Consider the following 13,586-nt stretch of genomic DNA (forward strand, 5'->3'; position numbering starts at 1 on the left):
AACTTTAGATGTTGAATCAAGAAAATTAGAATCAAAAGGAATTTTGTCAGATTTGAGGAAAGGCGGAAAAATTCCCGCAGTGTTTTATGGAAAAAATATAAAGTCTGAATCTATATCTGTTGATTTAAAAACTTTTGATTCAATAATAAAAGAAAACGGAGCAAACGTAATCATAGATTTGAATTTTAAATCCGGTAAGAAAGCTGCAATTGTAAAATCTTTGCAAAGAGATGTTTTAACACAGTCCCCTATACATATAGACTTTCAGTCGATTTCTCTCGCTGATAAAGTTGAAGTTTCTGTGCCTATACATATTGATGGTATTGCGGATGGTGTTAAAAATTTTGGCGGTGTTATGGAATTCATCTCCAGAGAAGTTAGAGTTAAAGCATTGCCTAAGAGCATTCCTCAAAAAATCAGTATTGATGTCAGCGCATTGGGCATAGGACATGGAATAACTGTTGCAGATTTGCCTAAATTAGATGGAGTAGATTATGTTCAAGATCAGTCAACATTAATAGTCAACGTTATCACTGTTGCTGTTGAAGAAGAGAAGTCGGTAGAGACAAGTGCAGAAGCGATTCAGCCTGAAGTAATCAGTAAAGGGAAGAAAGATAAAGAAGGCGAAGAAGGCACAGTAGCGGCAACTCCTGCAGCTGGAGTTGCAGTAAAAAAGTGAATTAAATGAGTAGAGATATTAAGCTTTTTGTAGGTCTTGGCAATCTCGGTCGTAAATATGAAAGTACACGTCATAATTTTGGCTTTATTGTTTTAGACGAAATAGCAATGTCAAAACGTCTAGAATTTAAAACTTGGGAGAATATGGCGAGTGTTTCTTCTTGTGACTGTTTCGAGTGTAAGGTATGGCTTTTAAAGACCATGACTTTTATGAATCTCTCAGGTAGGGCAATTGCTTCGTTTGCAAGATATTATAGAATCGAGCCGGAAGAAATTTTTGTTTTTTACGATGATTTCTCAATACCTCTTGGCAAATACAGAATTAGAATGTCGGGATCTGCTGGAGGGCATAATGGCGTAGGTTCCATTATAGAGCATTTACATGCAGACAACTTCCCAAGAATGAAACTAGGTATAGGTCCGTTACCAAAGTTTCTCCAGAAGTCAGATTTTGTGTTATCAAGATTTAATCAAGAAGACAAAGGGAAAATAAATTTAATAAAAGAAGTATCTGTTAATATTTTTGAAGAAATAAATAAATCAGGAATAGACAAGGCGGTTTCTATAGTCAAATCGCTTTAAGCTGTGCCGACACTGCACTGCGAGACTTGCGACGTTTGCAAGTCGTAGTAATCTAAACGACTCTATATTGCCAAATGGAGCTTTCAGCTTCTATAAAACGAGCTTCTAACATCAAATGGCTAAAATCATCAATACTTGTGAACAAATACTATTTAACATTGGCGTAAGGAGCAAATAAATGATGGCTGCTGTTGTGCTGTATAAGCCTCTCAATGTTGTTTGTTGCAACAAATCTGTCGTGAGGCTTTTGCTCTTTTGAATGTTTGTATAATATCCCCTATCCTTTGCTCTGTTTACTACTGTTTGTCTTGATACTTTGACATTATATTTCCTCAATATTGCTGCTTGTTGTGCATAACTGTAATTATAACGATATATCGGTATTTCGCTGTCTTGTAGCTGTCTTGTATAAGTTTGAACCGCTCCTTTAATTCATAAAGAATTAAATCGTTTTTGTCGTCATCAATTTCGTTTGTGTTTGTACTTCTTTTGTAATCAATGCTGAATTTTGCTTCGTCGTTTCTGTGTTCCTTTAACAAATTAAAAATTGACTCCGTCCAATACCCACAATTGTTCTATAATTTGCCTTTTGAAAATGCTTTTTTCATATTTGTCTAACACCTCTTTTACTTGCTCATTACTGAACTTCTTGTGTATTTGCCTCATACTTTAAATCACTCCACCTTTATTACGGATTAAAGTGTTGTACATAGTCCTCTTTTAATTTTGCACTCCTTTCAAAAACAGTCCATTTTTAACTTTGTGGCGACATAACCAATACAAATTGTTGACTTTGGAAACACGTTTATATATAATTGGTTCGTGTGGATTTGTTGAGTTCGTTTTATTTCGCGTGCTTTAATAGAATGAAATTTATCACTTAGATTGGCTCGGTGTTTTTTAAGCAGTAAAAGCATTTGCGAAGCACAAAAGTTTGATATATCTACCACGGATTTGCACAACAAAATCAGTGATCGTCGAAATTTTAAAATCAAAAGAAAAAGGGAAATCAAAAACAATATTATTCAGTTTATCGTGGTATGGATTTTTAGAACTTGTCTGTGTATGAACAATACTTTCGGAAACGATGCAAGATGGAGAAAGAAGTCTTGAAATCTTTGAAGCATTTGCCATTGATGAATTGAGAGTAACTAAAAAAGAGGTACTAATGACTAAGACAGGAATTGTTTGTACAATGGGACCATCCATACGTTCGCCTCAGATTTTAAAAAATTTATCTGATAACGGTATGTCGATAGTAAGACTTAATTTTTCTCACGGAACATTTAAAGAGTATGAAAAGGACATTGCTTTAGTCAGAATGCTTAACAAAAAATACAAAAAAAATGTGAAAATTCTTGCAGATCTTGAAGGGCACAGAATTAGAGTGGGCAAGATAGCTGGCGGAAAAGTAGAATTAAAAAAGAAACAAAAACTTATCCTTACAAATAAAGAAGTTGTCGGTAACAATAAAAAGGTTTCGATAGATTACAGGAACTCACTCACGGACATTAAGAGAGGGATGATTGTTTTTATTGAAGATGGCAATCTTATTTTAAAAGTTTTGTCTTCAAAAAAAGATGAAATTATTGCTGAAGTTCAAATGGATTATTTTTTAAAAACGCACAAGGGCGTAAATGTTCCTGAAGCTAAACTTAATTTTGAATTATTAGAAGAGAAAGATCGCAACGCCATGCTCTTTGCTTTAAAAAATGATGTTGATTTCGTAGCAAATTCTTTTGTTAGAGATGCTGCAGATATGCAGCCTTTGGTAGATATCTTAAAAGAGCAGAAAAACAAAAAATGTAAACTTGTCGCAAAAATTGAAGATAGATCTGGGATTGATCATCTTGCCGAGATTCTTGATGTTGTTGACGGTATAATGGTCGCGAGAGGTGATCTCGGGATTTCAATCCCTGTGTGGGAAGGACCTGTGTTTCAGAAATATATAATTAGAAAGTGTAATGAGCATAAGAAATTTGCAATTACAGCAACTCAAATGCTTGAAAGCATGATCGATAATCCTGTCCCTACAAGAGCAGAAGTTAGCGACATTGCAAACGCCGTACTTGATGGAACAAATTACACCATGCTTTCGGCCGAAACGTCTGTAGGACATTACCCCGAAAAAGCTGTTGCAATGATGTGGAATGTTATAAAGTTCACAGAAGAAAATAAAAGTAAATTTTTTATAAAATGAGAATATATAGTCAACTAACTTTGTGTTGGTGCGTATATTAAAAGGATGCTTGAATCTTAAGTCAAGGCGTAACAAAATAATCTGTTAGGAATCAATGGAAATTATTTATTCTCTTATAGCTGCAAGCGCGGCAATGGTTGGATCTCTCATAATATTAACATTTCACAGGTGGTCTGAAAGAAATTCTTTTCTTGTAATAAACTTTGCAGCAGGTGCAATGCTTACACTTGCATTTGCTCATTTGATACCAGAAGGGTTAGAGCTGAATTCACATACAATGCTTTATTCCCTTCTAGGATTTTTGATTATGTTTTTTTTACAATTTGTAGTTTTATTTCATCCATGTCACGACGAGGCATGCGCCAATCGCACTCATACACATGTAACATCAATAGCAGGATTATCTTTACATTCAATAATTGACGGACTAATAATTGCAATAGGATTTGAAGCTAACGCTAACCTCGGACTTCTTACAACTCTTGCAATTCTACTTCACAAGCTTCCTGACGGTATAACCATTTCCGGCATTTTATTGCATAATGGAGCTTCTAAAAGAACAATTCTAAACTTCTCTCTTCTTACAGCTTGGTTTACTCCGATAGGGACTATTACAGGAATGTGTTTATTCAGGAATATATCTACGCCAGCCATTGGCGCATTGCTTGGTATAACAGCAGGCTCCTTTATCTTCCTGTCAGCCTCAGATCTAATTCCTGAAACGCACAAGTCTAAAAACAGAATTACAGCCCTTATGTTGTTTGCAGGAGCATTCGTTGTACTTGTGGCAGAACATGTTATTGGACATTAATTATATGTTACAAGTTTTGATTTTGCATCGTTTATGTTTTCTAGCTGTGCAATAAGGTTTTTTACTGCGTTTCCTTTCGAGTATTATAATGCCCGTATCTCAGAGCATGTCTCTATAGGATTGTCATGAATGCCAAGTCTTGTTTAATTGTACAATCTAATGACATTAAAGTTCCCTGCGCTTTGCCGGCGTTTTGTAATCGATATAAATATAAAAATCGATTTGTTAGATGTTAAATAATATTTGACGAAGTTTTCGTAAATATGGCAAGAGGTATTTATAGATACGATATTTTACTAAAATTTATTAAAATATATGGAATTAAAAATGAAAAATGCTCAAAAGAAAGTATTGTTGAAAAAAGACAACGAACTTTTGGAAAAAGATATAGAAGCAGAGTTGTTAAAAAAGAAATAAAAAATCTTAAACTAAAATTAGAGATTGAACAACTTAAAAACGGTAAAAAAGATAAGAAAAAATGAGTTAATGAGCATCTACAAAAAAGAGATGATATTTGTCAAAAGTTATGTGTCTAGAAAGGATTTCAAGTACGTTTCACTATAAGAAACGAGGAGAAGTCTATCACGTTTGGCAGGTCTATGCCTATAACAACAAATATCATGATAAAAATTATTCACCATTTACGAAATTATTAAAACTTCCTACAAAAACACAAGATTATATAGTGTCTGATTTTGAAATCGAAACATTTATGTCTAACATATACGAACCTTATTTAACTGTTTGTCAACTTGCTCTTTGGCATGGGTTAAGACGAGGGGAAGTTTGTCATTTGGAACTTACAGATATTGATTTTTCAAATAACATAATTAAAATTCAAAAGAAGCCGCATTTAAACTGGAGTCCAAAGAACGAAACATCAATCAGGACTATACCTATTCATTCTATTTTAAGTTTTAGACGAATTCTTTGCTTTGTATAGGAAAAGCAGGTAAGCAACTATTCTTTTATTAAAGAATTCAGAGGTTTATAAGAAAAAGTGGGACATAAATGTATATCACAAGATACCTGCCAGCAGAACAATAAAAGCATTACACAAAGCCGTAGCAAAAGAGGAGTTTTCAAAAGAAATAAAAGGAAGACTTGAGGAATTGGAATTTTATAAAGAAATTGTATTAAAAGCAGCATTAAAGTATGGAAAGATAAAAAGAGCGACATTATACAAATGGAAAAGGAAATATAGTGGGAACTAAAAGATAAAGGTTTAATAAATAATTTTGACAGTTGCGCAACGAATAGAAGAAATGAGGAAGCAATAACAGGGTTGCATTTTCACAAGCGTATAAAAGTTAAGCAGCACAAATGCAAAAGATTTTTTAGTAAAGATAAACCGAGTAAGTCCGTTTGAAATAGAACATATACAAACAGATAATGGGTCAGAGTTTTACGGACTGTTTGATGAAGAGTTGAAAGATAAAACAATTGCACACTTTTGGAATTATCCAAGAAGTCCAAATAGAAATGCTTTTATACTTTCATATGCCAGAACAATTCTTAAACGAATATGACAACGATTTGAATGATAGATATAAATATAATCAACAATCATTTGATTGATTATTTACTTTGGTATAACATAAAAAGATTTCACCAAAAGTCTTGATTTTGTTTCGCTTTTAGATTTTGCTATAAGTTCTTTCAGCTTGCACTTAGAAAAATCTATTGTGTTACGAGATACTACAGGGGTTTGACACTATGTGTCTTTTTAGATACAATCACCGGTGGATGGTTGCTCACGAAATTGTGGTAAAGAGGATTTTAAAATGAAAAGAACGTTTCAACCAAACAAAGACAGAAGAAAAAAGAAAATAGGTTTTATGGCTAGGATGGCAACCCCTGGTGGAAGAAGAGTGTTAAGCGCGCGCAGGAGAAAGGGTCGCAAAACAATAAGTGCGTGAACCGTTTTTGTGCGGGTGAAAAATATGAAGGATTCATCGAATAGATTGTCTTACGGAAGCAATGGTGTTAAAAAGATGTTTTCCTTTACGTATTTTGAACGACTGCATATTCAGAAAGATTTTAACAAAGTATTTAAAAGTGGTTTAAGGCTGGAAAATAAGAACATACGAGTTTTGGCTTATAAGAGAAATGACGGACGCATTGTAAGAAGATTGGGACTTGCTACTCCTAAAAAAGTAGGAACTGCCGTTGTAAGAAACCGAACAAAAAGAAGATTAAGAGAAATTTTTAGAACAAGCAAACATTTGATGGAACCGGGGTTGGATTTAATTTTTGTTTCTAGACGGGAAACTGCATCGTTGGATTATAACAGTTTGAAAACTATTGTTTTAGGGTTGCTCAAGAGCGCGAAGTTATATGCGGGTTTGGAGTAGTGTATGAAACATTTTGCGCTTCTACTAATTAAGTGTTATAAGCTTGTTTCTCAAGCTGTTTCGTCTAGGTGTCGTTTTCAGCCAAGTTGTTCTTCTTATGCTTATCAGTCAATAGAAGTTTACGGTTTTTTAAAAGGTTCTTACTTGACTTTTAAACGAGTTGTTCGTTGTCATCCTTTTTGTGACGGTGGTTTTGATCCAGTGCCTTTACCTAAGAAGAAAATTTAATTCAAAAGGAAGTAATAATGCAGAAAGAGTCTGTTTTGTTTGTAGTATTGTCGACCGTAACAATTTTTGTTTGGTTTTTTTTCTTTGCTCCAACTCCATCGCAGCAAATTCCGCAACAACAAGCGCAAACTGTAGTCACTCATGTCGCTGAAATTCGAAATACAAATTTGAACAAACCGGACATTATGCAACACATAGAAGAAGAGTGCGTTAACATTGAAACGGGGAAGTACAAAGCCGTTCTAACAAACAAAGGTGCGGCCGTATTAAGTTGGGCTATTAAAGAAAAAAATGGCGAATGGGTGGATTTAGTGTTTCCCGAGTCTGCGCCAGTTTTAGCAAACTTCTCCGGTTCAATTTATAAAATCGTTTCAAAATCTAATGAAAAAATAGTTTTCGAACATGATTCAAGACAGGGCTGGATAATTACAAAAACATATAATTTTTCAGATTTTTATATGAATAGTTTGACTATTGCTATTGAAAAGATTGACGAAGTATCCGTACCTCGAATAGATATTGATTGGGGACCGGGTCTTGGTACCGACAACAAAGAACTCAAAGAAAATATTACGCTTACGAGAGCTTTGGCTTATACGGTGGATAAACCACATAAACTTAAAAAACTTAAAATAGACTCAGAACTTGCTCCTCTTTATCAATGGACTGCTATAGACAACAGATATTTTCTTGTGGCATTTATTCCTGAGGCACCAACTGATTTCGACAGAATTATTCCTGCAAGATTAGACAAAAAACATCCTTATTCTTTGGCTCTTACGGCAACCATGCCAAAAGAAATAAATAAAAAAGAATACCACATTAACTTTTATTTAGGTCCCAAAGGTTATACATACTTGAAGACATATAACTTAGGTCTCGAAAAAACCGTAGATTTCGGATTTTTCGGCTTTTTGGGCAAAATCGCTTTCTCAGTTTTAACATTCTTTTATCAGCTTACACGCAATTATGGTTGGGCAATTATAATGATTACGATAGTAATACAGATTTTGGTTTTGCCTTTGACCTTGAAAAGTCTTAAATCTGCCGCTGCAATGAAACGCATACAACCTATAATAAAAGATATACAGACAAAATATAAAGACAATCCTCAGAGGTTGCAAGCAGAAATGTTAAATGTTTACAGATCTCAAAAAGTTAATCCCTTGGGCGGTTGCTTGCCTATGCTTTTACAATTACCGATTTTCTGGGCATTTTTTACGATGTTAAGAAATGCCTATGAACTGAGAAATGCTCATTGGGTATTATGGGTAAACGATTTGTCAGCTGCTGATCATTTTATGCAGATAGGTTCTTTTAGCGTCCATCTTCTTCCTTTACTAATGGGACTTGGAATATTTTTCCAGCAGAGAATGACTGCGGCGACGTCTGATCCTACGCAAAGAAGAATAATGTACATAATGCCTATACTGTTTACGTTTATGTTTTGGGCTTTTCCATCAGGTCTTGTGATATACTGGATTACAAATAGCGCAATTTCTATGATAGAGCAGTATTTTGTAATAAAAAAAGACGAAGTTCGTGTAAAACATTCTTAAAATAAAATGAGGTGATATAGAGAATGCCGGAAATAGAGTCCAAAGGTAAAACTGTAACAGAAGCAATCGATAATGGTTTATATCTGCTTGGGTGTCGCAAGGAAGATGCGGAAATAAGGATTGTAAGTGAGGGGTCAACAGGTCTTTTTGGTCTTATGGGTTCGAAGCCTGCTGTGGTATTAATATCAGCTGACGATTCTAAGTGTTCCAACAAGGTAGCGACTGAAAGTGACCAGAAAAAGTTTACAAAAAATCCGGTCCAAATTAATAATATCTAATAATCAAAGAGGATGCCAATACAAATTGGGGGAAGGGGAGCATCCGCAAAAATTACATTTTTCGACGACTCTTCAATAGACCAAAGAATGAATGAAACATGTGCAGGTGGCACGGGTGCTTTTATATATCAAATGGCGCAGGTTCTCAAGACTGCCACAGCAGGCATAAATGAACTTTCCGAAAATCCCAAAACACAATATAATTCTATAGCCACAAGATGTGGCGTATTTGCCAAAACAGACGTTTTGCCTCTCTTTAAATGAAGGAGCTGTGAAAGAAGATATTGTGGCAAGTATTCTTAAAGCTGTTGTTAACCAAACAATAGGAGAACTTGTAAGAGAAGAAGTCGTGCGATAAAAGGAAACATATGTTTTCTTGGCGATTCTCTTTTCTTTACTGTTTCATAAAATCATTACAGTTGAAATCTGAAAATATATTTTTCCCTGACAACGCTCATTTTTTTGTTTCTTTTGGAACTGCTTTGTTAAGCTCCGATAAAGAGGTTGCATAGAACAAGTAAAAGAAAAATTCAGCCTATTAAAAAATACGTCTTTTCATGATGTTTCAGAACTTCTTCTTTCGTTATTTGCAGATAAAAAAGACTATGATGTATTTTTGAATAGACACAATAAAATGTCTGCTGCTAAAATTAAACTAGAAAATATTAAAGGCGAATTGTTTTTAGGTGTTGACGCAGGATCAACCACCACCAAAGCTGTTTTAATAAATCAAGACAAGGCTATAGTTAGTATACTCTTACTATAATTCAAACAACGGCAATCCTCTACAATCCGTAATAGAAATTTAAAAGATATTTATGAAAGACTTTCTCAATCTGCGCAGATAGTCAGAGCATGCGTTACAGGTTACGGCGAAGCCTTACCTTGATTAAAACTGCTCTCAATTTTGGATTGCGGGGAAGTTGAAACAATAGTCCATTATAAAATGGCTTATCGCTTTAATCCTAAAGTATCTTTTATTTTAGATATTGTGGCAGACAAGATATGAAATGTATATATGTCGAAAACGGACTTATAGATAAAATAATTTTAAATGAAGCGTGTTCTTCGGGTTGCGGTTCTTTTATGCAAAATTTTTCTCAGTCGTTAAACCATACAACGCATGATTTTGCAGAGCTTGCATTGTTTGCTAAAAAGCCTGTAGATTTAGGTTCAAGATGCATCACACAGTGTTTATGAATTCTAAAATTAAGCAGGCTCAAAAAGAAGGCGCAGGCGCGGATGATATTTTCGCAGGGCTTGATTATTCCGTTATTAATAACGCCAACCCATATACAAAGTTATAAAAATAAATAATACTAAAGAGTTAGGCGAGCATATTGTTAGTTCAAGGTGGAACATTTTAATAACGGTGGTTTAAGAGCTACAGAGAATCTTTTAAAACAGAAGTTATACGTATTGATATTGTAGGGCTTATGGGAGCGTTTGGAGCGGCGGTTATTGCGCTGCAAAATAAAAAATTTCAACGACGCTTGCATCTAAGGAAAAATTGTTGTCCTTTTCATGTCAAACAAAAAATACGCGCTGTAACGGCTGCGAAAATAATTGTTTACTAAGTATTGCTGTTTTCTTCGATGAAAAAACTTTTTACAACCGTTTCTTCCTTTTGGCAATACCAAAAGATTTATATACAGGCTTGCAGCAGAATTTAAAGAGTTTAAAATAACAAAAAAAGAACTTGTTGTTGCTGTGCTTAGAGCAAGGACGACTCTTAGTCTATTTAAAAAAGATATAAAAAACAAGGATATTTACTCATTAAAGAAATTAAAGGGTTAGGAAAATCTACAGTAATTCTTGCCGGCAGACCGTATCATATTGACTCTGCAATAAATCACGACGTTGCAGATTTAATTGCATCTCAAGGTATGATAGTTTTAACAGAAGATTCAGTGGCGCATTTGTCCGGAGCTCTTCCAAAAATTAATTTTGTCAATCAGTGAATGTATCATTCTCGTTTGCATCGTGCGTCAAATATTGCTACAAGGATAGATAATCTCGAACTTGTGCAGCTTAATTCCTTTGGCTGTGGACTAGATGCAATTACTACGGAACAGACTGAAGAAATTCTTTCTAAGGCTGGCAAAATTTATACCATACTAAAAATAGACGAAGGCTCTAATCTTGGGCGCAGTGAAAAATACGCATACGATCTTTGATTGCAACTATTCAAAGAAAATATTTTTGAAAAAACAAAGTTTTCTGAATTTACGAAAGACATGAGGGAAACTTATACAATTTTGGGACCGCAATTGTCTCCACTGCATTTCCGCCTTGCAGACTCTGCAATTCGTAAACACGGAATAAATTTAGAGATTCTCTCAAAAGTTAATAAAAATGATATTGAAGAAGGATTAAGATATGTAAACAACAACGCGTGCTATCCTACAATAGTTGTTGTCGGTCAGCTTATAAACGCTTTAAAATCAGGTAAGTATGACTTAAATAAAACTGCTATGATAATTTCACAAACGGACTGAGATCGTAGAGCTACAAGTTATGCGGGATTTTTAAGAAAAGCAGCAGAAAAAGCAGAGTTTAAAAATGTGCCAATCATTTCTTTAAACACAACAAACTCTTCTCTTAACAAAGCTTTGGGGATTTTTTTCTGTTATCAAAGATGCTTTGCTTGCGCTTATCTACGGCGACTTGCTTATGAAATTATCCAATCGTATGTGTCCTTACGAAGCATATGCTGGGCAAACTGATAATTTAGTGAAGATGGATGTGGCTTATGCGTCTTGCAGAGAGGATAGGAAAAACAATATACTTTAATTTTAAAAAAACTATTAAGAAAATCATTAAAGATTTTGACAGTATTGCCATTCAAAAGATAAAAAAACCGTGTGTAGGAGTTGTCGGCGAAATTCTTGTGAAATTTCATCCTGACGCAAATAACAATTTAGTTTCTGCTTTAGAAAAAGAAGGTGCAGAAGTAATTGTGCCTGATATAACAGATTTTATAAACTATTGTTCATTTGACGATATCTATAAACACAAATATATCGACGGAAGTTTTAAAAATAGAGCGATTGCTTTTATTGCAAGCAGTTATATAGAAAGACTCCGTTCCGTTATAAGAAAAACTTTGAAAAAAGCGCTAATTTTCATACTTATCAAACTACAAAAGACATGGCAAAAAAGCGTCTGAAATTATTTCTGTATGCAATCAAACCGGCGAGGGTCGGCTGTTAACTGCTGAAATGCTTGAGCTTATAGAAGATGGCGTAAACAACATTGTTTGTGTGCAACCTTTTGGCTGTCTGCTAAATCATATAACAGGCAAGGGCGTTACAGCAGTTGATTACGATCCCGGCGCAAGCGAAACTAATCAAATAAATAGAATAAAACTTTTGATGAGTGTTGCTAGACAAAATGTTAAATGATAGGCATTGCTTTTATTCATCTTTCTATTCTCATTTCTTGGTTGGCATTGGTCTGTTTCTGTTGATACATTTGTAATCCCATTATATTTGTTAAAACATCTCTGTTTAAAAACATTCCCAAAGTCTTTTCTAACATATCTTATCTTTTGCTATACCTCTTCGTCCTTCTGTTAAATCGTGCCACGTTATCTCTTATGCTGCTATTATTGCTACTCTCTATCAAAGCGCGTCCCCGATTTCGTTATTACTAACTTCTCTTGTGGCATGTATCTCTCAAACGCTACCTTATTATAACAACTATTGCCATCACTATAAAAACTCTTTGCTTCTCTCATTTTTATTTTAGATAACTAAGTTTTATATCTTTTTTTAGGTTATAATGAACATGCGCTTAAGTGTGGAGTTAGATAAATGATGTCAGGAGATGTAGATGAAGAAAATTAGTTTTTTAGTTTTGTTTGTTAAGTCACTTTGTGTAGGTAGTATTTTTGCAGCTAAGGTTGAACATTTTGTAAAACCTGAAAGAAAAAGTTTTAGCTATAGCTTTAAAGGTGATCAGGAAGCGAAGAATGATTTGCAAAAAGCAAAATGAGAACTTGCTTTTTATGAGGAGAATGTTGCTTCAGATTCTACAAGAGTTACTGTCGCAAAGATGGCGATAATCCAAGCTGAAATGGATTTTGATACGCCGAAGACAACGAAGAATACTGTGAAGCCTTGAGAAAGGCTGCTAATATAGCTGAAAAAATGTTCTCATATCATTTGCAGAGGAGAAGATGTATGAGGATCATTGCTTGCCGGAATCGTGTATAACAACTTGCAAATAAGCTGAAGATGGATATTGAAAACTATTTAGAATTACTCATTTTTACCTGAGGCAATGGATTTTTTTTCTCTTAGACTTTTAAAAACTTACGACTATATTTTACAACATATTCGTAGTTTTTTGCACTCATCCTACAAAAGTTTGCGAGGAATACAATAATATTGTAGAATCACTGCTTATTAGAGGCGTATAGGGGGCGATCCTTGATTATCTTCCGTTGCAGCAAACGCGTGAAAGACATATATATGTTATCAGTTATTGTTGCAATTGTTCTCTTCCAACTGTAGTAATTCCTCTTTCTCTGATAGGAGTGGTGGCGAAGTCGTTGGGGTGTGAGATTAGGAATTGAGAGGATGAAAGTTTGCTTTTCGTAGCATGGGAATAGGAGTTGGTTTGTAGTAGTTCTAGGCACTGTAATAAATTTTGGATTTATAAAATAGCAAGAGGAGAGATGGCCGAGCGGTTTAAGGCGATAGTCTTGAAAACTATTATAGGGGAAGCTCTATCGAGGGTTCGAATCCCTCTCTCTCCGTTTGTTATTTTTTAACAGCGTCGGTAAATAGTAAAAATAAAATATCTTTCTATAAATGTTCTATAAATGGATTGAAATGTTGCATTGTTGAGTCAAAATAATTAGGCATTAAATGTCCGTAGTATTGTTCTGTA

General features: G+C 34.4%; 19 protein-coding genes, 1 tRNA gene and 1 pseudogene. All 21 read left to right on the top strand.

Annotated features, from left to right (window positions below):
- Positions 1 to 679 (top strand): 50S ribosomal protein L25 (locus LE180_RS03795; protein WP_374134146.1); only part of this gene is annotated, 679 nt, incomplete at its 5' end.
- A gap of 5 nt (positions 680 to 684) precedes the next feature.
- Positions 685 to 1,260, top strand: coding sequence for an aminoacyl-tRNA hydrolase (gene pth / locus LE180_RS03800; RefSeq protein ID WP_374134147.1), 576 nt, complete (start codon positions 685 to 687; stop codon positions 1,258 to 1,260).
- 1,087 nt (positions 1,261 to 2,347) lie between these two features.
- Positions 2,348 to 3,460: a pyruvate kinase gene (pyk, locus tag LE180_RS03805; RefSeq protein ID WP_374134148.1), complete on the top strand. Its 1,113-nt coding sequence runs from the start codon at positions 2,348 to 2,350 to the stop codon at positions 3,458 to 3,460.
- Between the two features lie 94 nt (positions 3,461 to 3,554).
- The gene (locus LE180_RS03810; protein ID WP_374134149.1) at positions 3,555 to 4,271 is read left to right on the top strand and encodes a ZIP family metal transporter; all 717 of its coding nucleotides are present in this window, start codon (positions 3,555 to 3,557) and stop codon (positions 4,269 to 4,271) included.
- A 263-nt stretch (positions 4,272 to 4,534) separates the two neighbouring features.
- Positions 4,535 to 4,753 (top strand): hypothetical protein, encoded by a 219-nt coding sequence (locus LE180_RS03815; protein WP_374134150.1) that lies wholly within the window; start codon positions 4,535 to 4,537, stop codon positions 4,751 to 4,753.
- 44 nt (positions 4,754 to 4,797) lie between these two features.
- Positions 4,798 to 5,214 (top strand): tyrosine-type recombinase/integrase, encoded by a 417-nt coding sequence (locus LE180_RS03820; RefSeq protein WP_374134151.1) that lies wholly within the window; start codon positions 4,798 to 4,800, stop codon positions 5,212 to 5,214.
- Between the two features lie 841 nt (positions 5,215 to 6,055).
- Entirely contained in the window at positions 6,056 to 6,190 is a 135-nt protein-coding gene (gene rpmH, locus LE180_RS03825; RefSeq protein WP_374134152.1) for a 50S ribosomal protein L34, read from the top strand.
- A gap of 24 nt (positions 6,191 to 6,214) precedes the next feature.
- Positions 6,215 to 6,625 carry a ribonuclease P protein component gene (rnpA, locus tag LE180_RS03830; protein ID WP_374134153.1) on the top strand — a complete coding sequence of 137 codons (411 nt, stop codon included), beginning with the start codon at positions 6,215 to 6,217 and terminating at the stop codon, positions 6,623 to 6,625.
- Between the two features lie 3 nt (positions 6,626 to 6,628).
- Positions 6,629 to 6,853 (top strand): membrane protein insertion efficiency factor YidD, encoded by a 225-nt coding sequence (gene yidD / locus LE180_RS03835; RefSeq protein ID WP_374134154.1) that lies wholly within the window; start codon positions 6,629 to 6,631, stop codon positions 6,851 to 6,853.
- A gap of 17 nt (positions 6,854 to 6,870) precedes the next feature.
- On the top strand, positions 6,871 to 8,412 hold the full coding sequence (yidC, locus tag LE180_RS03840) for a membrane protein insertase YidC (protein ID WP_374134155.1): 1,542 nt from the start codon (positions 6,871 to 6,873) through the stop codon (positions 8,410 to 8,412).
- 23 nt (positions 8,413 to 8,435) lie between these two features.
- Positions 8,436 to 8,690, top strand: coding sequence for a Jag N-terminal domain-containing protein (locus tag LE180_RS03845; protein WP_374134156.1), 255 nt, complete (start codon positions 8,436 to 8,438; stop codon positions 8,688 to 8,690).
- Positions 8,691 to 8,702: 12 nt separating this feature from the next.
- Positions 8,703 to 8,954, top strand: coding sequence for a hypothetical protein (locus LE180_RS03850; RefSeq protein ID WP_374134157.1), 252 nt, complete (start codon positions 8,703 to 8,705; stop codon positions 8,952 to 8,954).
- A 352-nt stretch (positions 8,955 to 9,306) separates the two neighbouring features.
- On the top strand, positions 9,307 to 9,456 hold the full coding sequence (locus LE180_RS03855) for a hypothetical protein (RefSeq protein WP_374134158.1): 150 nt from the start codon (positions 9,307 to 9,309) through the stop codon (positions 9,454 to 9,456).
- 239 nt (positions 9,457 to 9,695) lie between these two features.
- Positions 9,696 to 9,890 carry a hypothetical protein gene (locus tag LE180_RS03860; protein ID WP_374134159.1) on the top strand — a complete coding sequence of 65 codons (195 nt, stop codon included), beginning with the start codon at positions 9,696 to 9,698 and terminating at the stop codon, positions 9,888 to 9,890.
- A gap of 560 nt (positions 9,891 to 10,450) precedes the next feature.
- Positions 10,451 to 10,651, top strand: a pseudogene (locus tag LE180_RS03865) (acyl-CoA dehydratase activase-related protein); the annotation flags it as partial.
- Entirely contained in the window at positions 10,652 to 10,867 is a 216-nt protein-coding gene (locus LE180_RS03870) for a hypothetical protein (protein WP_374134160.1), read from the top strand. It begins immediately after the preceding pseudogene.
- Positions 10,868 to 11,188, top strand: a complete 321-nt coding sequence (locus LE180_RS03875) for a hypothetical protein (RefSeq protein WP_374134161.1) — start codon at positions 10,868 to 10,870, stop codon at positions 11,186 to 11,188.
- Between the two features lie 254 nt (positions 11,189 to 11,442).
- Entirely contained in the window at positions 11,443 to 11,859 is a 417-nt protein-coding gene (locus LE180_RS03880; protein ID WP_374134162.1) for a hypothetical protein, read from the top strand.
- A 52-nt stretch (positions 11,860 to 11,911) separates the two neighbouring features.
- Complete coding sequence (locus LE180_RS03885; protein ID WP_374134163.1) at positions 11,912 to 12,094, top strand: hypothetical protein; 183 nt, start codon at positions 11,912 to 11,914, stop codon at positions 12,092 to 12,094.
- Positions 12,095 to 12,524: 430 nt separating this feature from the next.
- The gene (locus LE180_RS03890; protein WP_374134164.1) at positions 12,525 to 12,686 is read left to right on the top strand and encodes a hypothetical protein; all 162 of its coding nucleotides are present in this window, start codon (positions 12,525 to 12,527) and stop codon (positions 12,684 to 12,686) included.
- Between the two features lie 679 nt (positions 12,687 to 13,365).
- Positions 13,366 to 13,452 (top strand) — tRNA-Ser (locus tag LE180_RS03895).
- Positions 13,453 to 13,586 lie beyond the last annotated feature (134 nt).

It is taken from the genome of Candidatus Endomicrobiellum pyrsonymphae (genome assembly GCF_020328025.1).
Lineage (GTDB): Bacteria > Elusimicrobiota > Endomicrobiia > Endomicrobiales > Endomicrobiaceae > Endomicrobiellum > Endomicrobiellum pyrsonymphae.